This is a genomic window from Kitasatospora sp. NPDC057692, assembly GCF_042799475.1.
Classification (GTDB): Bacteria; Actinomycetota; Actinomycetes; order Streptomycetales; family Streptomycetaceae; genus Kitasatospora.
The window spans coordinates 64,349-84,202 of record NZ_JBHVIV010000029.1 but is presented as its reverse complement, the minus strand read 5'-3'; the positions used below and the strand labels follow the sequence as shown (position 1 = coordinate 84,202).

At 75.0% G+C, this 19,854-nt stretch carries 18 protein-coding genes and 1 tRNA gene; 9 read left to right on the top strand and 10 right to left on the bottom strand.

Annotated features, from left to right (window positions below; all coding sequences use genetic code 11):
• Positions 1-59: 59 nt before the first annotated feature.
• The 7 genes from ACFVFS_RS18630 to ACFVFS_RS18600 all read right to left on the bottom strand — a co-directional run bounded on the left by ACFVFS_RS18630 (position 60) and on the right by ACFVFS_RS18600 (position 7,630).
• Positions 60-2,072: an anthranilate synthase family protein gene (locus tag ACFVFS_RS18630; RefSeq protein WP_380625398.1), complete on the bottom strand. Its 2,013-nt coding sequence runs from the start codon at positions 2,070-2,072 to the stop codon at positions 60-62.
• Positions 2,069-2,692: an isochorismatase family protein gene (locus ACFVFS_RS18625; protein ID WP_380625396.1), complete on the bottom strand. Its 624-nt coding sequence runs from the start codon at positions 2,690-2,692 to the stop codon at positions 2,069-2,071. The genes ACFVFS_RS18630 and ACFVFS_RS18625 overlap by 4 nt, the downstream gene beginning before the upstream one ends.
• A 128-nt stretch (positions 2,693-2,820) precedes the next feature.
• Entirely contained in the window at positions 2,821-3,996 is a 1,176-nt protein-coding gene (locus tag ACFVFS_RS18620; protein ID WP_380625394.1) for a 3-deoxy-7-phosphoheptulonate synthase, read from the bottom strand.
• 36 nt (positions 3,997-4,032) lie between these two features.
• On the bottom strand, positions 4,033-4,521 hold the full coding sequence (locus ACFVFS_RS18615) for a PhzA/PhzB family protein (protein WP_380625392.1): 489 nt from the start codon (positions 4,519-4,521) through the stop codon (positions 4,033-4,035).
• Between the two features lie 302 nt (positions 4,522-4,823).
• Positions 4,824-6,134: an NAD(P)/FAD-dependent oxidoreductase gene (locus ACFVFS_RS18610; RefSeq protein WP_380625390.1), complete on the bottom strand. Its 1,311-nt coding sequence runs from the start codon at positions 6,132-6,134 to the stop codon at positions 4,824-4,826.
• Positions 6,134-6,457 (bottom strand): 2Fe-2S iron-sulfur cluster-binding protein, encoded by a 324-nt coding sequence (locus ACFVFS_RS18605; protein ID WP_380625388.1) that lies wholly within the window; start codon positions 6,455-6,457, stop codon positions 6,134-6,136. The genes ACFVFS_RS18610 and ACFVFS_RS18605 overlap by 1 nt, the downstream gene beginning before the upstream one ends.
• 249 nt (positions 6,458-6,706) lie before the next feature.
• Positions 6,707-7,630 carry a LysR family transcriptional regulator gene (locus tag ACFVFS_RS18600; protein ID WP_380625386.1) on the bottom strand — a complete coding sequence of 308 codons (924 nt, stop codon included), beginning with the start codon at positions 7,628-7,630 and terminating at the stop codon, positions 6,707-6,709.
• A gap of 247 nt (positions 7,631-7,877) precedes the next feature.
• Between ACFVFS_RS18600 and ACFVFS_RS18595 the strand changes: the two genes are divergently transcribed.
• The 4 genes from ACFVFS_RS18595 (at position 7,878) to cydC (ending at position 13,859) form a co-directional block, all read left to right on the top strand.
• Positions 7,878-9,173: a cytochrome ubiquinol oxidase subunit I gene (locus ACFVFS_RS18595; RefSeq protein ID WP_380625384.1), complete on the top strand. Its 1,296-nt coding sequence runs from the start codon at positions 7,878-7,880 to the stop codon at positions 9,171-9,173.
• Positions 9,174-9,233: 60 nt separating this feature from the next.
• Positions 9,234-10,274: a cytochrome d ubiquinol oxidase subunit II gene (locus ACFVFS_RS18590; protein WP_380625382.1), complete on the top strand. Its 1,041-nt coding sequence runs from the start codon at positions 9,234-9,236 to the stop codon at positions 10,272-10,274.
• Positions 10,275-10,419: 145 nt separating this feature from the next.
• Entirely contained in the window at positions 10,420-12,174 is a 1,755-nt protein-coding gene (cydD, locus tag ACFVFS_RS18585; RefSeq protein ID WP_380625380.1) for a thiol reductant ABC exporter subunit CydD, read from the top strand.
• On the top strand, positions 12,171-13,859 hold the full coding sequence (gene cydC, locus ACFVFS_RS18580; RefSeq protein WP_380625378.1) for a thiol reductant ABC exporter subunit CydC: 1,689 nt from the start codon (positions 12,171-12,173) through the stop codon (positions 13,857-13,859). Before cydD ends, cydC begins: the two co-directional genes overlap by 4 nt.
• Before the next feature lie 287 nt (positions 13,860-14,146).
• On the opposite strand, the gene ACFVFS_RS18575 is transcribed toward cydC, so the two are convergent.
• A tRNA-Lys gene (locus ACFVFS_RS18575) sits at positions 14,147-14,219 on the bottom strand.
• Between the two features lie 37 nt (positions 14,220-14,256).
• Positions 14,257-14,964: a DNA polymerase beta superfamily protein gene (locus ACFVFS_RS18570; protein ID WP_380625376.1), complete on the bottom strand. Its 708-nt coding sequence runs from the start codon at positions 14,962-14,964 to the stop codon at positions 14,257-14,259.
• Between the two features lie 101 nt (positions 14,965-15,065).
• Here ACFVFS_RS18570 and ACFVFS_RS18565 point away from each other — a divergent pair, with 101 nt between their 5' ends.
• The 3 genes from ACFVFS_RS18565 to ACFVFS_RS18555 all read left to right on the top strand — a co-directional run bounded on the left by ACFVFS_RS18565 (position 15,066) and on the right by ACFVFS_RS18555 (position 17,716).
• Positions 15,066-15,836: an SDR family oxidoreductase gene (locus ACFVFS_RS18565; protein WP_380625374.1), complete on the top strand. Its 771-nt coding sequence runs from the start codon at positions 15,066-15,068 to the stop codon at positions 15,834-15,836.
• Positions 15,837-15,976: 140 nt separating this feature from the next.
• The gene (locus ACFVFS_RS18560) at positions 15,977-16,684 is read left to right on the top strand and encodes a tyrosine-protein phosphatase (protein WP_380625372.1); all 708 of its coding nucleotides are present in this window, start codon (positions 15,977-15,979) and stop codon (positions 16,682-16,684) included.
• Between the two features lie 42 nt (positions 16,685-16,726).
• Complete coding sequence (locus ACFVFS_RS18555) at positions 16,727-17,716, top strand: phosphorothioated DNA-binding restriction endonuclease (protein WP_380625370.1); 990 nt, start codon at positions 16,727-16,729, stop codon at positions 17,714-17,716.
• On the opposite strand, the gene ACFVFS_RS18550 is transcribed toward ACFVFS_RS18555, so the two are convergent.
• Entirely contained in the window at positions 17,717-18,187 is a 471-nt protein-coding gene (locus ACFVFS_RS18550; RefSeq protein WP_380625368.1) for an RICIN domain-containing protein, read from the bottom strand.
• 57 nt (positions 18,188-18,244) lie between these two features.
• Here ACFVFS_RS18550 and ACFVFS_RS18545 point away from each other — a divergent pair, with 57 nt between their 5' ends.
• Together ACFVFS_RS18545 and ACFVFS_RS18540 are read left to right on the top strand one after the other, a co-directional pair.
• The gene (locus ACFVFS_RS18545; RefSeq protein ID WP_380625367.1) at positions 18,245-19,390 is read left to right on the top strand and encodes a hypothetical protein; all 1,146 of its coding nucleotides are present in this window, start codon (positions 18,245-18,247) and stop codon (positions 19,388-19,390) included.
• A gap of 117 nt (positions 19,391-19,507) precedes the next feature.
• The gene (locus ACFVFS_RS18540) at positions 19,508-19,843 is read left to right on the top strand and encodes a hypothetical protein (protein WP_380625365.1); all 336 of its coding nucleotides are present in this window, start codon (positions 19,508-19,510) and stop codon (positions 19,841-19,843) included.
• Positions 19,844-19,854 lie beyond the last annotated feature (11 nt).

Here is a 19,854-nt window from a genome sequence, read left to right as displayed (position 1 = left end):
GGCGGAGCCGGGCCGGCCGCATCGGGGGGAGATGCGCCGGCCCGGCGGTCCACCGGGGGTCAGGCCGGGTCGGGGACCCGCGCCGGGCCGAGCAGTTCGGACAGGGCGGTGGCCACGATCCGCGGCCCCTCCCGGGTGAGGACGGACTCGGGGTGGAACTGGAGCGAGGCGAAGCCGGGGCCGCGCAGCGCGTGGACCTCGCCGGTGGCCGGGTCGCGGCTGACCTCGACCGGGCCGACGCCCTCCGCGGTGAACTCCTCCGCCCGGCTGACCAGGGCGAAGGTGTTGTAGAACCCGACCCGCTCGACGGCGCCGAACAGGTCGACCTCCCGCTGCACCCCCTGGTTGGGCACCGTCCGGCGGCGGATCGGCAGCCCGAGCCGCAGGCCGAGCACCTGGTGGCTGAGACAGACCGCGAGGAACGGCCGGCGCTCCGCCAGCAGGGTGTCGATCGCCCCGCGCAGGTGCCGCATCTTCGGGTGCCCGGCCTCCTGCGGGTCGCCCGGCCCCGGGCCCATCACGACCAGGTCGTGGCCCTCGAAGGCGTACTCCTCGTCGAACCGGCGAACCGTGACGCGCAGGCCCAGGGAGCGCAGCTCCTGGTCGATCATCGAGGTGAAGGTGTCCTCCGCGTCGACCACCAGCACGCTGCGCCCGGCGAGTTCGGGCCGGGCCGAGGCGCGGGCCGCGGTGTCGGCGAGCCAGAAGCCGGCGATCGAGTCGTTGCGGGACTCCAGGGCGCGGAGCACGCTCGGATGGTCGGCGAAACGCTTCTGTACGCCGCCGTCGAGCGCGGCGACCAGCCCGGCCGCCTTGGCCCTGGTCTCCGCCGCCTCCGAGGCCGGGTCGGAGTGCCGCACGATGGTGGCGCCGACCCCGATGCCGATCCGCCCGCGCGGGGTGATGTCCGCGGTCCTGATGAGGATCGCGGAGTCCATCACCCGCTCCCCCGCCGCGTCCCGCCCGATCAGCGCCGCGACGCCGCTGTAGTAGCCGCGGCCGCCCGGCTCGTACCGGTGGATGGTCCGGCAGGCGCTCTCCACCGGGCTGCCCGTCACGGTCGGGGCGAACATCGTCTCGCGCAGGATGTCCCGCACGTCGCGATCGGTCCGCCCCTCGATCAGGTACTCGGTGTGCGCGACCCGGGCCATCTCCTTGAGGTACGGGCCGACCGCCCGGCCGCCGCCCGGGCAGATCCGGGCCATCATCTTGAGCTCCTCGTCGAGCACCATGTAGAGCTCGTCGGTCTCCTTGCGGTCGCCGAGGAACTCCAGCACGCCCGACAGGGTCGGCCCGGACGGCGGGTAGCGGTAGGTGCCGCTGATCGGGTTCATCACCGCGGTGCCGCCCCGCAGGCTGACGTGCCGCTCCGGCGAGGCGCCGACCAGGGTCCGCTCCCCGGTGTGCACCAGGAAGGTCCAGTAGGCGCCGGACTCCCGCTCCAGCAGCCGGCGGAACAGCGCGGGCGCGCTGAGCGGGCCGTAGTCGGTGATGTCGGCGACGAAGGTGCGGCGGATGACGAAGTTCGCGCCCTCGCCGGTGCCGATCATCTCCTGGACGATGCGGCTCACCACCTCGCCGTACGCCTCGTCGTCGACGTCGAACGCGCCGCCGGCGAGCGTGGTCGGCACGTCCGGGAGGCGTGCCAGCGCCTCGGCCAGCGGCACCCGCTGCTGGCCGGTGACGGTCATCGCCACCAGCGGCGTCCCGTCGTCGGCGGCCTCGAAGCCGCGCTCGGCGAGCTGCCGGTAGGGGAGCACCGCGAGCACCTCGTGCCGGTCCCCGGCCCCGGCCGCCGGGAGGCCGCCCGGCGGGGTGCCGGGCAGCGGGATGTCGGGCAGCGGGGTGCCGGGCAGCGGGGTGCCGGGCAGCGGGATGTCGGCCAGCGGGATGTCGGCCAGCGCGGCGGGCAGCGCCACCGAGCCGGTCAGCACCTCCACCACGGGGCCGCCGGACCCGCCCCCGGCGGCCGCGGCCGGCCGGTGCAGCAGGGCGAAGGCCTCCGGGCGGCCCGCCAGCACCTCGCGGAGCAGGTCCGGCCCGCCGCCCGGGCCGTCCGGGCCGGCCGTCACGGGAACAGCCTTCCGACCGTGGTGACCATGGCGCAGCGCTCGGCGGCGTAGGTGAGCGCCGAGCGGTGGTACTCCGGGGAGAAGTCGGCGGTGGCGTCGGCGGCGAGGAACACCTGGATGTCGTTGGTGAACGCCTCGACGGCGGTGGCCAGCACGCCCACGTGGGCGTAGACGCCGCAGAGCACCAGCTGGTCGCGGCCGGCGTCGCGCATCCGCTCCAGCAGGTCGGTGCGGAAGAAGGCGCTGTAGCGCCACTTGGTGAGCAGCCAGTCCTGCTCGGCGGGCGCCAGGGCGTCCACCACCTGGCGGTCCTCCGGGGCCGGGCTCATGCCCGGGCCCCAGAAGTCCTTGAGGAGGCCGCGCTGTTCGTCGGTCATGCCGCCCGGCTGGGCGGTGTAGGCGACCGGGACGCCCAGGGCGGCGCAGCGGTCGCGAAGCCGCGCCGCGCCGCCGACCAGCGCGGCGCGGGTGCGGTCGGGAAGGGGGGCGAGGAAGTAGCGCTGCATGTCGTGGACGAGCAGGACCGTGCGGTCCGGCTCGACCTTCCAGGACACGGCGGCCGGGGGCAGGTCGTCCTCGGTCGGTAACGGGTACTCGGGAATGGGGGGTATGCCGGTCATGACTCCGGTTCCTTGCGTGATGCGAGGGTGTGTGGGGCGCGCGGAGCGGGGCGTTGGGGCCGCTGCGCCGTACGCGGTGCGGGTGCCGCCGTACGGGTGCCGCGGGTGCCTCGGTGCGGCGGATCCGGTCAGGCGGTCCAGGAGGACACCACGGAGACGGCCTGGGCCGGGTTGAGCCGGGGGTCGCAGCTGGTGGTGTAGCGCTCGCCGACGGAGTCGAGTTCGGCCTCGGTGGACGCGCACTCGGTCACGTCGTCCGGGGTGGTCTCCAGGTGCAGCCCGCCGGCGACGCCGCCCGAGGCCCGCACGGCCTCGACGAACCGGGCGACCTCCAGCGCGACGGTCCCCACCAGGCGGGTCTTGAGGCCCCCGGGGGCGGTGAAGGTGTTGCCGTGCACGGGGTCGCTGAGCCACACCACCGGGTGGCCGGCGCCGCGGACGGCGTCGACGAGCCTCGGCAGCCGGTCCGCGACGGCCTCGGCGCCCATCCGGGCGATGAGGGTGAGGCGGCCGGGGTCGCGCCACGGGTCGAGCTTCTCGCAGAGGGCGAGCAGTTCGGCGGGCTCCATGGTCGGACCGACCTTGCAGGCCACCGGGTTGGCCACCTGGGACAGCAGGGCGACATGGGCGCCCTCGACCTGGCGGGTGCGCTCGCCGATCCACGGCCAGTGGGTCGAGCCGAGGTACAGCCGCCCCTTGTCGTCGACCCGCAGCATCGGCATCTCGTAGTCGAGCAGCAGCGCCTCGTGGCTGGTCCACACCAGGGGCTCGACCACGTCGCGGCCGGCGGCGCGGTCGCGCCAGCCGAGGTGCTCGACGATGTCACCGGCCGCCATGTAGCCGGTGAGGATGCGCAGCGGGTCGGGCCGGCGGGACTCCGCGTCCGGCTCCGGCCCGTTGACCATGTGCCCGCGGAAGACCGGGAGTTCGACCCCGTCGACGACTTCGGTGGGCTTGGAGCGGGGCTTGGCGAACTGCCCCGCGATGCGGCCGGCGCGGACGACCGGCTTTCCGGTCCGCAATCCCAGCGTCCCGGCGAGCAGGTCGAGCAGCGCGGACTTCCGCGCCACGTATTGACGTGTACATTCCTGCGGGTCCTCGGCGCAGTCCCCGGACTGCAGCACCAGCGCTTCGCCGGCCGCCACCTTTCCCAGCAGAGTGCGCAGGGTGGCCAGCTCGTCCGGCTGGACCAGGGCGGGCCGTGCGGCAAGCGCCTCGCCCACCCGGTTGACCTGGAGGAGATCGCTCCATTCGGGTTGGTGCAAAGCCCCGCGGATACGAATCTCCCGTATGACGTCTTCCACGACGTGCTCCGATCCGGCGGTGGATTTCTGGAATTGTCAGGTGGGTATTCCGGTGCGTTTGATCTCGGGCACCGCAATACCGAGGGCGCGCAACTGCTGGAACGGGTTCATGAACTCGCGCTGCAGCTTGATCCGCCCGTTCTCCAACTCGAACGAGTGGAGGAAGTGGTTCTCGTAGTAGCCCTCCGGGTAGTCACCGAAGAGGATCTTCCCGCGGCCGTCGCACTCCACCCAGAAGCGGTTCGGGTCCTGGGTCTCGAAGATCTCGACGTTGTACCACTCCCAGTCCGGGAAGCACTTCAGCGACCAGACGGCGTGCTCACCCAGGCGGTCCCGGCCGTGCGTGGCGACCGGGGAGCCGGTGTCGGTGGTCCACAGGCCGCCGACGCCGTCCTCGGTGAAGAGCTCGTGCCGGCGCAGCCGGTCCTGCCCGAGGGTGCGCATGTACCGCTCGACGGTGGCACGGTTGAGGCGGCGCAGTGCGGCCTCGTCGGTGAATCCCTGCGGGCTCGCGGATTCAGGCACAGTCGTATCCCCTGTTTGTTATTCGAACGAGTGAATGAGCAAGCAAGCGATCTTGTTTGAATCCTGCCTCAGAGGCAGATGCTTTCGCAACAGTGACCTATGAACTAACTGTGAAGGTTCACCCGCCGCAACGCCGTCCGGGCATGGCCGAAAACCACTCGGCGATTTAAAGCGCTTGATCTGCGGCCCCACCTGTGAAATATGCGGGGCCAATGTTCTCGGAATCATTTCCTCCGTCTTTCCGGTGCCCGCACCGCGGTACGGCGGGCGGGCACCGGACGGCCGGAGAACGGCTTCCGCCGTCAGCCCACGGGCACCGCGGAGCCCCCGCGGCGGCCCGCCAGGTGGCCGCGCAGCGTGAAGCCGGGGGCCGTGGCGTCGGCCGGATTCAGTCCCGCGCCCCGGTCAAGGAGCTGTCGGGCCGCCAGGTGGTCGACGGGCCGGTTGACCGACTCCACCGCCTGGAGTTCGCCGGCCCGGAACAGCAGCACCGAGAAGGCGTCCGGGTCCTCGCCGAGCACCACCTCGGTGTCGTGCCCCTCGTCCAGGCCCGCGATCTGCACGGTGGTAGCGAACTGCTCGCTCCAGAACCACGGCAGTTCGCGGTAACCGCCGCCGGTGCCGGTCAACCGGGCGGCCACCGACTCGGCGTGCCCGACGGCGTTCTGCACGGACTCCAGCCGCAGCCGGTTGCCCGAGCGCACCTGGGGGAACGCCGCGCAGTCGCCGATGGCCGAGATGTGCGGGTCGCTGGTCAGCAGGTCGGCGCCGACGACGATGCCGCCGCTCACCCGCAGACCGGCCGCCGCCGCCAGACCGGTGCGCGGGATCACCCCGATCCCGGCCAGCACCAGGTCGGCCGGCAGCCGGCCGCCGTCGGACAGCTCCACCTCGACGACCCGGCCCGGCTCGTCGCCGTGCAGGGCGGCGACCCCCTGGCCGAACGCCAGCCGGGTGCCCTCCCGGCGGTGCAGCCGGGTGAAGTGCTCGGCCGTGCGGGCCGAGACGACGCGGGAGAGCGGGCGGTCGAGGGCCTCGACCACCGTCACCTCACAGCCCGTCCGGCGGGCCGCGGCGGCGAACTCCAGGCCGATGAACCCGGCGCCCACCACCACCGCGTGCCGGGCCCCGCCGAGCGCGGACCGCAGCGCGGCGGCGTCCTGGGCGGTGCGCAGCGTGTGCACACCGCGCAGACCGGCCCCCGGCACGCCGAGCGTGCGCGGGGTCGCCCCGGTCGCCAGGACCAGGTGCCCGTAGTCGTACACCGAGCCGTCGGCGAGCCGGACGGTCCGGGCCGCCGGGTCGACCGCCGTCACCGAACCGGCGACCAGCTCGATCGACTGGCGGGCGTAGTAGCCCACCGGCCGCAGCCAGAGTTGGGCCTCGTCGGCCTCACCGTGCAGATAGGCCTTCGACAGCGGCGGCCTCTCGTAGGGCAGTTCGTCCTCGGCGTCGATGAGCACCAGCCGCCCCCGATAGCCCCGCTCACGCAGCGAGGCCGCCGTCTGGAAGCCCGCCTGACCGGCCCCGACCACGACCACGGAAGCGGGGTGGTCGGGGCCCGCCCGCTCCGGCACCGCCCGCTCCGGCACCGGGCCGGTCGTGCGGGCCATCACTTCTGCCGCTCGGGGAGGTGCACGATCAGGCCGTCCAGCGCCTCGGACGACTTGAGCTGGCAGCTGAGCCGGCTGTTGGGGCGGCGCGGGCAGGCGGTGAAGTCCAGCATGGCGTCCTCGTCGGACCGGATCGGCTCCGGCTTGTCGAGCGTCGACTCGTCGACGTAGACGTGACAGGTCGCGCACTGCAGGTTGCCGCCGCACTGGGCGACGATGCCGTCGACGTCGTTGAAGACGGCGCCGCGCATGACGCTGGTGCCGACCGGGACGTCGATGGTGCGCTCCGTCGCGTCGACGGCGACATAGGTGATCTTGGGCATGGCGGAACTCCTCGATGGCGCCCGGGCGCGCGCGAGGGCGCGCCGGAACACGGGCACCGGTCACGTGGCGAAGGGGAGGTAGGACGGCGCCGCCGGTGGTCGGTCCGGGGAGCGACTCCCCTGCCAACACGCCATCTCATACCGGCCGTTCGGACACGCGACGCCCTCGGCCAGGAACACGGCAGCGCGTTCGAGCGTAGCAAAGGACCCTGGGTCGCGCCAGGATCGAGCACCGGGGAGGCGGAGCGCTCAGCTCCGCTCGCGGTGCGTCCGGAGGTCCGGCCGGCGGTGCGTCATCAGCGGCCTGCTGATGGTGAACTCCCGGAAACGGCGGGCCGCTTCGGAGTGGTAGGCGGACCGGTTCCAGACCAGGGTGAGCACCCGGAAGCAGTTCGGGGCCTCCACGTGCACCCAGGCCACCGGGACGTGGGTGTCGGTGCCGGCCAGCCGGGACATCGCCGGGATGAGGCCGATGCCCAGGCCGGTGCTGATCATGTCCTGGCTGGCCCCCGGCTCGTCGCCCTCGCAGGAGAGCCGGGGAGTGAGCCCCTCGGTCGCGAACAGCCTTTCCAGCAGGGCGCGTTGCCAGTGGCCGCGGCGGGTGGTGACGAACGGCTCGTCGGCGATCTCGGCGATCGTCACGCTCTCCCGGCCGTCCAGCCGGTGCCCGCGCGGGACGGCCAGCAGCACCTCCTCCCTGAGCAGTTCGACGGACTCCAGGTCGGGCCCGGCCAGCGGCTGCGAGGCCATGCAGAAGTCCACCTCCCCGGCTCGCAGTTGGCGGTCCATCTCCTCCACGTTGGACTGGAAGAGCCGCACCTCGGCGCCCGGGAAGGCGGCTCGGAAGCCGCCCATCAGGTGGGTGACGGTCAGCAGCGTCTCGGAGGCGACGCCGACCCGGCCGAGCCCGCTGTCCCGGGCCTCGCTCAGCGCCCGGCGCCCGTCGTCGAGTTCGCTCAGCGCGCGGTCGACGTGGCGCAGGAACACCGCGCCGTACTGGTTGAGCCGGATCCGCCGGCCGAGCCGGTCGAAGAGCGGGGTGCCCAGTTCGGCCTCCAGCCGGGCGATGGTGCGGCTCAGCGAGGGCTGGGCGACGTTCAGTTCCTCGGCCGCGCGGCTGATGTGCTCGAAACGGGCGACGGTCTGGAAGTGGCGCAGTTGCAGCAAATCCACGGTTCACCTCTGCTGATGCCTGACGGGTTATCCACACATAGCAGAACCGGTCTTGGAAGACATAAGCAATCCTCGCCTAACGTCATCGGCGGGGTTCGTCGCCGCAGGTGGCGGGCAGCAGTGCCCGCCACCTGCACACGCGAGGCGAGGAACCCGCCCTCTTCCCCTCCCCTCCCCGATCTGCTTCCCCCGTCCCCGCATCCGTCCGCCGACCCGGAGGCCCACCGCCCCCCAGGAAGGTCGCATCATGAGCGCTGCGGACCTGGCCCGACTCCAGTTCGCGGCCACCACCAGCGTGCACTGGCTCTTCGTCATCCTCACCATGGGGCTGGTCCCCCTGGTGGCGTTCATGCACACCCGGGCCGCCTACACCCGGGACCCCGCCACCCGCGCGGTGCGCGAGCGCATGACCCGCTTCTGGGGCCAGCTGTACGTCATCAACTACGCGGTCGGCATCGTGACCGGCCTCGTCATGGAGTTCCAGTTCGGACTCAGCTGGAGCGGACTGGGCAAGTTCGCCGGCAACGTCTTCGGCGCCCCGCTGGCCCTGGAGACCCTGATCGCCTTCTTCGCCGAGTCCACCTTCCTCGGCATGTGGATCTTCGGCTGGGGCCGGATGCGCCGCGGTGTGCACGTCGCGCTGATCTGGCTGGTCGCGCTCACCGCGTACGCCTCGGCGTTCTGGATCCTGGTCGCCAACGGCTTCCTCCAGCACCCGGTCGGCTACGAGGTGCGCGACGGCGCGGCCTACCTGACCGACTTCACCGCGCTGATCACCAACGCCAACGCCCTGGTCGCGCTCGGCCACATCGCGCTCGCCGCGCTGACCACCGGCGGCGTCTTCGTCGCGGGCATCAGCGCCTGGCACTTCGCCAAGGGCACCCGGGAGACCGCGCTGTTCCGCAGTTCGCTGCGGCTGGGCGTCTGGGTGGCCATGCTCTCCTCGTTCTTCGTCATCATCGTCGGCAACCTGCAGGTCCCGGTGATCGAGCGGACCCAGCCGATGAAGGCCGCCGTCCTCAACGGCAGCGGTGTCGCCGAGGAGCAGGCCCGGCTGGTCGCCGAACACGGTCCCGGGGACTACGTGCCCTGGCAGGGCTGGGTGAAGAACTCGATGGACCTGATGTCGATCCTCGGCAACACCGTCTCGACCATCACGTTCATCGCCGTCTTCCTGCTGCTGAAGGACCTGCTGGTGCGCAAGCGCTGGCTCGCCTACCTGATGACCGCGATCATCCCGCTGCCGTTCATCGCCTCCGTCGGCGGCTGGGTGGTGCGCGAGATCGGCCGCCAACCGTGGCTCGTCTACGGCCAGTTGACCGTGGACGACGCGCTCTCGAACGTCAGCAGGGGCTCCCTGATCGTGTCCTGCACGCTGTTCATCGCCGTCTTCGTCGCCCTCGCGGCGGTCAACTGGACGCTGATCACCCGCTTCGCCCGGCGCGGCCCGGACGGCGCCCAGCTCGGCGCCGGCGATCCGCTCCCCGACGACCTGCCCGGGCCGGGCGGCGCCGACGAGAAGCAGCCGGTCCCGGCCTTCTGAACCCGGCGACGGACCCCGCACCGAGATGAACTCCCCTGACGTGACGGAAGGTTGGGCTACATGAGCCTGGAGACCCTCTGGCTGGCCCTCCTCGGCCTGCTGCTCGCCGGCTACTTCGTGCTCGGCGGCTACGACTACGGCGTCCAGATGCTGTCCCCGTTCCTCGGCGGACCGGGCACCGCACCCGCCCCCGCCGAGGAGCCCGGCACCGGCGAACGGAACGCCGCGCTCGACGCGATCGCCCCGTTCTTCCTCGGCAACGAGGTCTGGCTGGTCGCCTTCGCCGGCGTGATGTTCGGCGCCTTCCCGCACCTGGAGGGCAGCCTGCTGTCCGGCCTCTACCCGCTGATCACGGCGATCCTGGTCGGCCTGGTGCTCGGCAACGCCGCGGTCCAGCTGCGCGGCCGCTCCAGCGGCCCCCGGGCCCTGCGCCGGTGGAACGTCCTGGTGGTGCTCGGCGGCGCGCTGCCCGCCGTCTGCTGGGGCATCGTGGTCGGCCTGCTGCTGCACGGCGTGCCCCGCCGGGCGGACGGCTCCTTCCACATCGGCCCCGGCGAGGTGTTCGCGCCGTTCCCGCTGACCTGCGGGGTGGCCACCGCACTGCTCTTCGCCGGGCACGGCGCGGCCTTCATCGCGCTCCGCTCCGAGCCCGGACTCGCCGCCGCCGCACGGCGGACGGGTGCCACCCTGATCGCCGCGGCGGGCGCCGCGAGCGCACTGGCGCTGCTGCTCTCGCTGTTCGGAGCGGGCGCCTCGATGACGAGGACGGCCACCTCGGCGGTGCTGTTCCTGCTGGTCGCCGCAGCCCTCGCGGCCGGCTGGTGGTCCCTCACCCGCGGCCGCGACGTCCCGGCGTTCACCGCGACCTGCGCCGCGACCGCGCTGCCGGTGCTGCTGATCGGGGCCGGCCAGTACCCGTACCTGCTGACCGCGGCCTCCGGCGCGGGGATCACCGTCGAGGAAGCCGTCGCCGACGGGGCCACCCTGAAGCTGCTGATCGGCTTCGGGGTGGTGGTCCTCCCGCTGATCCTCGCCTACCAGGCCTGGAGCTGGTGGGCGTTCCGCGGCCGGACCGGCCTGCGCCACCCCTTCTACTTCTGACCGACCGCCACCGGCCGGCCGCCCACCGTCGCCGGCCGGCGGCCTTCCAGCCGGCTCCGCGGCCCGGCGGCCGCCCGACCGGCCCGCCCGGGCCGCGGAGCCGTCCGCACCGCACGCCGGGAACCGACCCGGGAGGGAGTACGGGATGAAGCCGGCCGAACGCCGCCTGCGGCGCGACCTCCCGGTGGTGCGACGGCACCTGACCACCTCGACCGCACTGGCGCTGGCGGGCGCCGCACTCGTCGTCGGCCAGGCCGGTCTGCTGGCCGGCCTGCTCGCGGACGGCTTCGCCGGGCAGGGCCCGCGCACCACCGCCCTGGCCGCCCTGACCGCCGTCCTCGCACTGCGCGCCCTGCTCGCCTGGGCCCGCGGCGCCCTCGCCCAGCGCGCCGCCGCCGAGGCCAAACGCGCCCTGCGCGAACGCCTGTCCGCCCGCCTCCGGCACACCGGCCCGCACCGCCTGGCCGCGCACCGGCACGGTGAGACGGCCACCCTGCTCACCCGCGGCCTGGACGCCCTGGACCCCTACCTCACCGGCTACCTGCCCACCCTGGCCGCCACCGCCGTCGTCCCGGTCACGGTCGTCGGGTGGCTTTGCTGGACCGACTGGACCTCCGCGCTGATCGTCGTGCTCACCCTCCCGCTGATCCCGGTGTTCGGCGCGCTCGTCGGGATGCACACCGCCCGCCGCACCGCCCGGCAGTGGCGGCTGCTCGCCCGGCTCGGCGGCCACTTCCTCGACGTCCTCGCCGGACTGCCGACGCTGCGCGCGTTCGGCCGCGAGCACCACCAGACCGGCGTGGTGCGGGAGATGGCCGACGCCCACCGGCGGGCCACGATGCGGACCCTGCGGGTGGCGTTCCTCTCCTCCCTGGTGCTGGAGACCGTCGCCACCCTGTCGGTCGCGCTGGTCGCCGTCCCGGTCGGCCTACGGCTGCTGGCCGGCGAACTGGACCTGCGCACCGCCCTGGTCGTCCTCTTCCTCGCCCCCGAGGCCTACCTGCCGCTGCGGGCGGCGGGCGCGGCGTTCCACGACAGCGCCGAGGGCATCGCGGTGGCCGAGCGGGTCTTCGCCGCCCTCGACGAGGAGGAGCCCCCGGCCGCCGGGTCCGCGCGCGCGGCAGGGGGCACCGGCAGCGCGTCCGTCCGTACGCCCGCCCGCGCGTCCGTCCGTGCGCCCGCCTCCGTGCCCGTTCCCGTGCCCGTCCCCGACGTCCGGACCGCCCGGCTGCGCCTCGACGGGGTCACCGTCCACCACCCCGACCGCGCCGCGCCCGCCCTCGACGCCGTCTCGCTCACCGTCCACCCCGGCGAGCACCTCGCCCTGGTGGGCCCGAGCGGCGCCGGGAAGTCCACCCTGCTCGCGCTGTTCCTCGGCTTCACCGCCCCCGGCGCCGGCCGGGTCCTGGTCGACGAAACCGACCTCGCCGCGCTCGACCCCGACGCCTGGCTCGCCCGGATCGCCTGGGTGCCGCAGCGCCCGCACCTGTTCGCCGCCAGCGTCGCCGACAACATCCGCCTCGGGCGCCCCGACGCGACCGACGCCGAGGTCCGCGCGGCCGCCCGGGCCGCCTGCGCCGACGGCTTCGCCGAGAGGCTGCCGCAGGGCTACGACACCCTGCTCGGCGAGCACGGCGCCGGACTCTCCGCCGGACAGCGCCAACGCATCGCCCTGGCCCGCGCGTTCCTCAAGGACGCGCCGGTCCTGCTGCTGGACGAGCCGACCGCCCACCTCGACCCGGAGAGCGAGGCCGCCGTCACCCGGGCCACCGCCGACCTCGTGCGCGGGCGCACCGCGATCGTCGTCGCCCACCGCCGCAGCCTGCTGCCGCACGCCGACCGGATCCTCACCGTCCGCGCGGGCACCCTCGCGCCCGCCGAAGGCCTGGTGCCCTCATGACCACCGCCCGGCGCCCCGCGCCCCGCCCCACCGTCCGGCTGCTGCGGCAGCTGCTGCCGTACTGGCGCCGGCTGCTGCCCGCCGTGCTCGCCGCCGCCGGCAGCGAGCTCAGCGGCGCCGCCCTGATGGCCACCGCCGCCTGGCTGATCACCCGCGCCGCCGAGCAGCCGCCGATCTCGGCCGTCGCCGTCGCCGTCGTCGCGGTGCGCGCCCTCGCCCTCGGCCGCGGCACCCTGCGCTACGCCGACCGCCTGCTCGGCCACGACGGCGTGCTGCGCGCCGTCGCCGGCTTCCGCGCCCGGGTGTACGAGTCGCTCGTCCCGCTCGCCCCCGCCGGGGCCCCGGCGTTCCGCGGCGGCGACCTGCTGACCCGCCTGGTCGACGACGTCGACGCCGCCCAGGACCTGCTGCTGCGCGTCCTCGTCCCGGTCACCGCGGCCGGCCTGGTCGCGGCGGCCGCCACCGGCGCCGCCCTGGCGCTGCTGCCCTCCGCCGGGCTGCTGCTCGGGCTGCTGCTCGCGGCGGCGGGCCTGCTGGTGCCCGCCCTGGTGCTCGCGCTGTCCCGCCGGACCGGGCGGGCGGAGAAGGCCGCGCGCGCCGAACTCGCCGCGCTCACCGTCGACCTGACCGCGGGTGCGGCCGACCTTGCCGCGTACGGCGCCCGCGACCGCGCCCACCGGCGGGCCTCCGCCGCCACCGACCGGATCGCCGCCCTGGAGCGCCGCGGCGCGCTGACCACCTCGCTCGCCTCCGCCGTGGTCCTGCTGTTCCAGGCCGCCGCCACGGTCGGCGCCACCTGGCTCGGCCTGCGCGCCCACGCCGACGGCCGGCTGCCCGCCGTCCAGCTCACCGTCCTCGCGGTGCTCGCCCTGGTCTCCTTCGACGCCCTGGCCGCCCTGCCCGCCGCCGCCCGCCGACTGGCCTTCGTCTGGGCCTCCGCCCGCCGGCTCGCCGACCTCATGGACACCCCGCCGCCGGTCACCGACCCGGCCGACCCGCACCCGCTCCCCGCCGGGGGCCCGCTCGGCGTCGAGATCACCGACCTGCGGGTCCGCCACCGCGCCGACGGCCCCGCCGCGCTCGACGGCGTCAGCCTGCGCCTGCCGCCCGGCCGCCGGGTCGCCCTGCTCGGCGCCAGCGGCTCCGGCAAGTCCACGCTGATCGCGGCGCTGATGCGGTTCGTCCCCTACGAGGGCGGCAGCATCCGGGTCGGCGGCCGTGAACTGCGCGACTGCGCGGGCGCCGACGTCCGCCGGGTGATCACCGGCATGACCCAGGACGCCCACGTCTTCCACACCACGATCCGGGCCAACCTGCGCCTGGCCCGCCCCGACGCCGCCGACGAGGACCTGCGCGAGGCCGCCCGCCGGGCCCGGCTGCTCGACTGGATCGAGTCCCTGCCCGACGGCTGGGAGACCGTGCTCGGCGGGGACGGCGCCACCGTGTCCGGCGGCCAGCGCCAACGCCTGCTGCTGGCCCGCGCCCTGCTCGCCGACCCGCCCGTCCTCGTCCTCGACGAACCCACCGAGGGCCTCGACCCGGACACCGCCGCCGCCGTCCTCGCCGACGTCCTCGACGCCACCCGCGGCCGGACCACCCTCCTGGTCACCCACGACCACGCCGCCCTCGGCGCCGTCGACGACGTCCTCACCCTCGACCACGGCCGCCTCACCGCGCTCCACTGACCACCCCCGCCCGTGGGGGCGGGGGTGACCGGGCCCGACGGAGCGCCCGACGGCGCCCGTACAGCCCGGACCCGGCCCCGGTGACCACCGAGAACCCGCCGCCGCCCGCGGTTCGGCTGGACCCCGGTGGCGACGACCGGGAGGACGACCGACGCGATCAGGCCCGGCGTCCGGTGGCGCGCCGGACCGGGGTCCCGTGCGGCCCGGGGTCGTGCGGGAGGGACGGCGCCCGGCGCGAACGCCGAGGGCCCGGGCCGGAACCGCTCCGACCCGGGCCCCGCACCCGGTGGGCCGCCAGGGGTTCGAACCCTGAACCTACGGATTAAAAGTCCGCAGCTCTGCCGATTGAGCTAGCGGCCCGTGGCCCGGGCCGGGTGGGCGGCGGGCCGCCGCGATCCTACCCGGTGGGGTCGGCGTCGCGCGTCGGCGTCCAGTGGGCGGCGCGCACGCGGCGGAGCCAGGCGTCGGCGGGGCGCTCGTCGGGGCGGTCGGGGAGGACGCCGGGGCGGTCGAGGCGGTCGGTGGCGGCGGCGAGGAGGCGGTCGGCACGGGCGGGGTCGTCGGCGATGCGCTCGCCGAGGTCGCGGACGCGCTCCGGGTCGGGCAGCCGGACCAGGTTGTGGCCGGCCTCGTGCAGGTGGAGGGCCTGGTCGAGGAGGCGGACCAGGTGGCGGGCGTGCTTGGCGGCCCGGGCGCGGGTGGCCGGGTCGGTGGTGTCGCGGGTCAGCAGCTTGCGGAACTGCTGGGTGGCGTAGCCGAGGTAGGCGTTGCGGACGGCCCGGGCGCTGAGGAAGGAGCGGCGGATCGCGATCAGCTCCTCGCCGAGCGGGGTGCGGACCTCGTAGAGGTCCTCGGGCAGCCAGACCAGCTCCGAGGCGGTGGGGTTGCAGCCGAGCGCCAGCCGGCACCACTTGGCGGCCTCGTGCAGGGTGCGGTCCGGGGCGGTGGTGACGTGCGACTCGGCGGGGCGGTGCAGGCCGTGGAGGCCCTCGGTCGGGGTGGCGAACAGGCCGAGCCGGTCGATGTCGGAGCCGGCGTGGGCCAGCCCGTACGCGGTCGAGCCGACGATGCCGGAGAGCAGGACGGTGCCGGGCGCGGTGGACACGGGCGGGGCTCCTCTCGTCGGCCGGTGCCGAGGAGTCTGCCGGGGCGGGGCCGCACCGGGCGAACCGTTTTTCCGGCGGGCGGGCGAGTAGGGTGCGGGGCATGTCGACCGCGAACGGTTCCGAACAGCCCGACGTCGTTCTGATCACCGGTGCCGGGCGCGGCATCGGCGCCGCCACCGCGCTGCTCGCCGGGCGGCGCGGGTACCGGGTGTGCGTCAACTACCGGGCGGACGAGGCCTCCGCCGCCTCGGTGGTGGACGCGATCCGGGCCGACGGCGGCACCGCGCTGGCCGTCCGCGCGGACGTCACCCGCAGCGCCGAGGTGGCCCGGCTGTTCGACACCGTCGACGCCGAACTCGGGCCGCTCACCGCCCTGGTGAACAACGCCGGCACCCTGGAGCAGCAGGGCCGGCTGGAGGACATCGACGAGGAGCGGCTGAACCGGATCTGGGCCGCCAACATCACCGGCCCGTTCCTGTGCGCCGCGCAGGCCGTCCGCCGGATGTCCACCCGGCACGGCGGGCGCGGCGGCGCCATCGTCAACGTCTCCTCGGCGGCCTCCCGGCTCGGCTCGCCCAACGAGTACGTGGACTACGCGGCGGCCAAGGGGGCCGTCGACTCGATGACCCGCGGACTGTCCCTGGAGGTCGCCGCCGAGGGCATCCGGGTCAACGCCGTGCGTCCCGGCCTGATCCACACCGGCATCCACGCCCTGGGCGGCGAGCCCGGCCGGGTCGACCGGGTCGCGCCGAACCTGCCGATGCGCCGCGGCGGGCGGCCCGAGGAGGTCGCGGAGGCGATCCTCTTCCTGCTGTCGCCCGCCTCCTCGTACACCACGGGCGCGTTCCTGGACGTCTCCGGCGGCCGGTGAGCGCGACCCGGGGGCCGAACCGGCTCCCGGACGCGGGGCGGATCCGGCTCCCGTCCGCGGGCGACCCGGCTTCCGGCCAAGATCGGAAAGCCGGACCGTTTCCTTCCCCTGGCACGGTCCGCGACCGTACGGTGGTGGCCATGACCGACGACGTGCAGTCCGCCTTCATCGACATCCCCGGAGTGCGCAACTTCCGTGACGCCGGGGGCGTCGGTGCGCTCCGCCGGGGCGTGCTGTTCCGCTCCGGCTCCTTCCACGCCCTCACCCCCGAGGGCGCGCTGCGGCTCAAGGCCCTCGGCCTGCGCACCGTGATCGACCTGCGCAGCGCGGAGGAGCGGGGCTTCTTCCCGGACAAGGTGGACGGCCTCGACCAGGAGACCCTCCACCTCCCCACGCTGCCCGCGAACCGGGAGGACACCGAGCGCCCCTGGCCGGAGGACCAGGCCGAGCTGTACCCGTTCATGGCCGCCACCGCCGGCCCGTCGCTGGTCGCCGCGATCCGCCGCCTCGGCGCCCCCGGCACCCTGTCGGCCGTGGTGCACTGCGCCGTCGGCAAGGACCGCACCGGCCTCACCATCGCCGTCGTCCAGTCCCTGCTGGGCGCCTCCGAGGCCGACGTCACCACGGACTACCTGCGCTCCAACGCCGGTCTCGGCCTGCTGGACGGCCCCGCCCCGTACCTCGACGAGACCGGCGCCGAGCGGCTCTCCCGGCCGGTCTCGGCGGAGCTGCTCGCCTCCTCCTTCGCCTGGATCCACGACCGGCACGGCTCCCTCCCCGCCTACCTGCACGCCCACGGCGCCACCGACGCCGACCTCGACGCCCTCCGGGCCAACCTGTCGGCGTAGGCCGGGCGCGGACGGGAGGGCGCGGGCGGGGGAGCGCGGGCGATGCGACGGGCGGAACTGCTCGACGCCCTGCAGCGGCTCCGGCGGGCGAACACCGGCGGGGTGCGGGCCCCGCACAAGCCGCTGCTGTTGCTCTGGCTGCTGGGCCGGCACGCCCGCCTCGGGAGCGGCGCGGTCGCGTACACGGAGGCCGAGGAGCCGGTCAGCCGGCTGATCAACGACTTCGGTCCGCCGGTCGGCCGGGCGACGGCCGCCCAGCGGGCGGCGATGCCGTTCGTCCACCTGGAGCGGAGCCTCTGGTCGCTGTCCGACGCCGCCGGGCGCGAGCTCGGCACGGCGGACGTGCGGGACAGCGGCGCGGCACTGCGCGGGGTGGGCGCGATCGGCCGGCTGCGGCCCGAGGTCGAGCGGCTGCTCACCGAGGACCCCTCGGCCGGGCCGGTCGCCGTCCGGCTGCTGCTCGACCTGCACTTCACGCCCACCCTGGAGGCGGCGATCTGCGAGCAGGCGGGCGTCGGGCTCCCGGACCTGGACATCGCGGACCTGGACGTCGCGGACCTCGGCCTCGATGGTCCGGCCACCGGCCCGGGCACCGCCGCGGCGCCGGGCCCGGTCTTCCGGCTGGTCCAACGGCGGGTGCGGGCCGCCGGGTTCGCCGCCGACGTGCTGCGGGCGTTCGACCACGCCTGCGCCTTCTGCGGCTACGACGGCAGGCTCGGCGGCCGCCCGGTCGGCATCGAGGCGGCGCACATCCGCTGGCACAGCCAGGGCGGCCCCGACGAGCTCGCCAACGCCTTCGCGCTCTGCTCGCTGCACCACGCACTGTTCGACTTCGGCGTGCTCGGAGTGACGGAGGACCGCACCGTGCGGATCTCCCCGCGCTTCCGGACCGACTCCCCCGCCGGCGCGGCCGTCCTGGCGCTGCACGACCGCGCGGTGCCGCTCCCGCACGGCCGACCGGTCGCCCCGCAGGCACACGGCCACCTGCGCTGGCACGACCGGTCGGTGTTCAAGCACGCGGGGTCAAAGTAGCTAGGCCCGCTCCAGGTGCCACCACTGGGTCGCGGAGTCGGTGTCCTCCCACTGGTGGACGGGGGCGGCCGGGGCCTCGGGATCCGCGGCCCGTTCGGCGGCCGGGGCGGTGAGGGGCTTTCCGCTGATGAAGCTGGTGAGGGTGTAGGTGCCGGGGGCGTCGACGTGGTGCTCGACCAGCCACTCCTGGGCGCCGAAGGCGTTGGCGGACCACTGCTGGACCGGTACGCCGTTCTCGGTCGCGGCACCGGTGACGTCCAGGCGCTTGCCGCCGGCGACGTTCTCGACGTGGAACAGCGCGCCGCCCGGGTGGACGGCCGTCAGCCGCCAGAGCTGGGCGTCCGAGCCGTCCGCGGCGGCGAGCAGCACCTTCACGCCGCTGCGGCGGCTGCCGCCGGGCACCTCCAGCAGCAGGCCGGTGGCGACGTTGCGGATCCGGTAGAGGCCGTCGGTGATCTCGTGGTCGGTCACCGGGCGAGTCTCCCATCCGGTACCGACAGCCGCCCGCGGGCACCTATGCTGCGGCGAATGGTGTTCGATGACCGTTCCGCGCAGGACGGCCGCCCCGCGGGGCCGTCGGTCCGTCAGCAGTCCGCCCTCGCCGCGGCGGTGGGCGCCCTGGAGGACGCCGTGGCCGGCCCGGCGGAGGACGGACCGGTCGGCGGTGAGCGCTTCGACACCGCGCTGCGCCGGCTGGGCGGGCTGCTCGGGCCCGCCGGGGAGGCGGAGTCGGCGGCGGTCGGGCCCCGGCTGTCCGCGCTGCTCACCGACACCCCGCTGTTCCCCCGCGCGCATCTGGCGATGATGGTCGGCGCCTGCGTCGAGCGCGGCGCCGACCCGTCGGCCTGCGCCGACCGTGTGCTCGCCGGGCTGCGCGAGGCCCTGACCGGGGCGCTGCTGCTGCTCGACCGGTGGGCGGAGAGCGACGAGGACGCCCTGCCGGACCCCGACCGGGACGACCCCGGCCGGGCCCACGCCCGGATCGCCGACGACGGGCGGACGGACACCCGGCAGGCCCACCGGGCGGTGGCCGGCTGGTGGACGCTCGGCCTGTGGCAGCGGGCCGCGTTCGCGCTCTGCACGCACACCGCCGTCCGCCGCGCGGCCCGCGCCGACGGCGTGACCGACGTCCTCACCGAGCTGATCGACCGCTACCGCGAGCGGTCCGAGCAGCACGACCTCAAGGGCCTGCGGTACCTGGCCGCGGCCCTCGACGACGAACCGCTGCTCGTCCTGCACCGCCCGAGCGGCACCGGCTACCTGCTCCGGATGGACGGCCTGACCGACAACTTCCAGTTGCACACCCTGCTGGCCGAGGCGCTGATCGGCGGCGGCCACCTGCCCGGCGTCCGCCCCGACCCGGAGGTGGTCGCGCTCAGCCGCAGCACCTGGCTGGACGGCCGCCGGTTCATCGCGACCGGCGCGTTCAACCTGGTCGCGCCGGACGGTGGTTGGATCTGGAACGAGGGCATGCCGGAGGACATCCCGGTGGTGGACGGCGTGCGGACCCTCGTCCTGGACCCGCAGCCCTACGAGCGGAGCTGGGCGGCCGGGCGGTTCGTCGAGCAGGTGCCCGGGGACCTGCGGCTGGAGCGGGTCCTGGCGCCGGAGGAGGCCGCGGCCCGGCTGGCGGCCGCCGCGCCCGCGCTGCCCCTGGAGCAGGCGATGCGGTAGCCGGACGAACCGGGGGAGGCGGAGGGCCGAGGGAGGCGGAGGGTTAGGGTCGGAGGTCCGAGGAGTCCCGAGTACTGCGCGGGTCCGCACCGGATCCGCCGAGGAGTGGAGTCGACGATGGCGAGGATCCCGAACGCGCTCGCGAGCACCGCACCGGCCGCACTGACCGCGGCGAGCGGCCTGGTCGGCGGCTACGGCGTCGCCCGGTGGACCGGGAAGCGCCGGCTCGGCGGCGCCGTGCTGGCGGTGGCCGGCACCGCCGCCGCCGCGCAGTGGAACCGGCGCTCGGGAGCGCCCGCCGCGGCCGCGCTGACCGGTCTGTACGTGGCGGCCTTCGGCGGTTCGCACCCGCTGGCGAAGAAGATCGGCGCCTGGCCGTCCGTCTTCGCCGTCACCGGCGTGGTGACCGCCGCCTCCGCGCTCACGTCCGCGCTGGTCACCCGCAAGGCCTGAGGCCCGGGGCC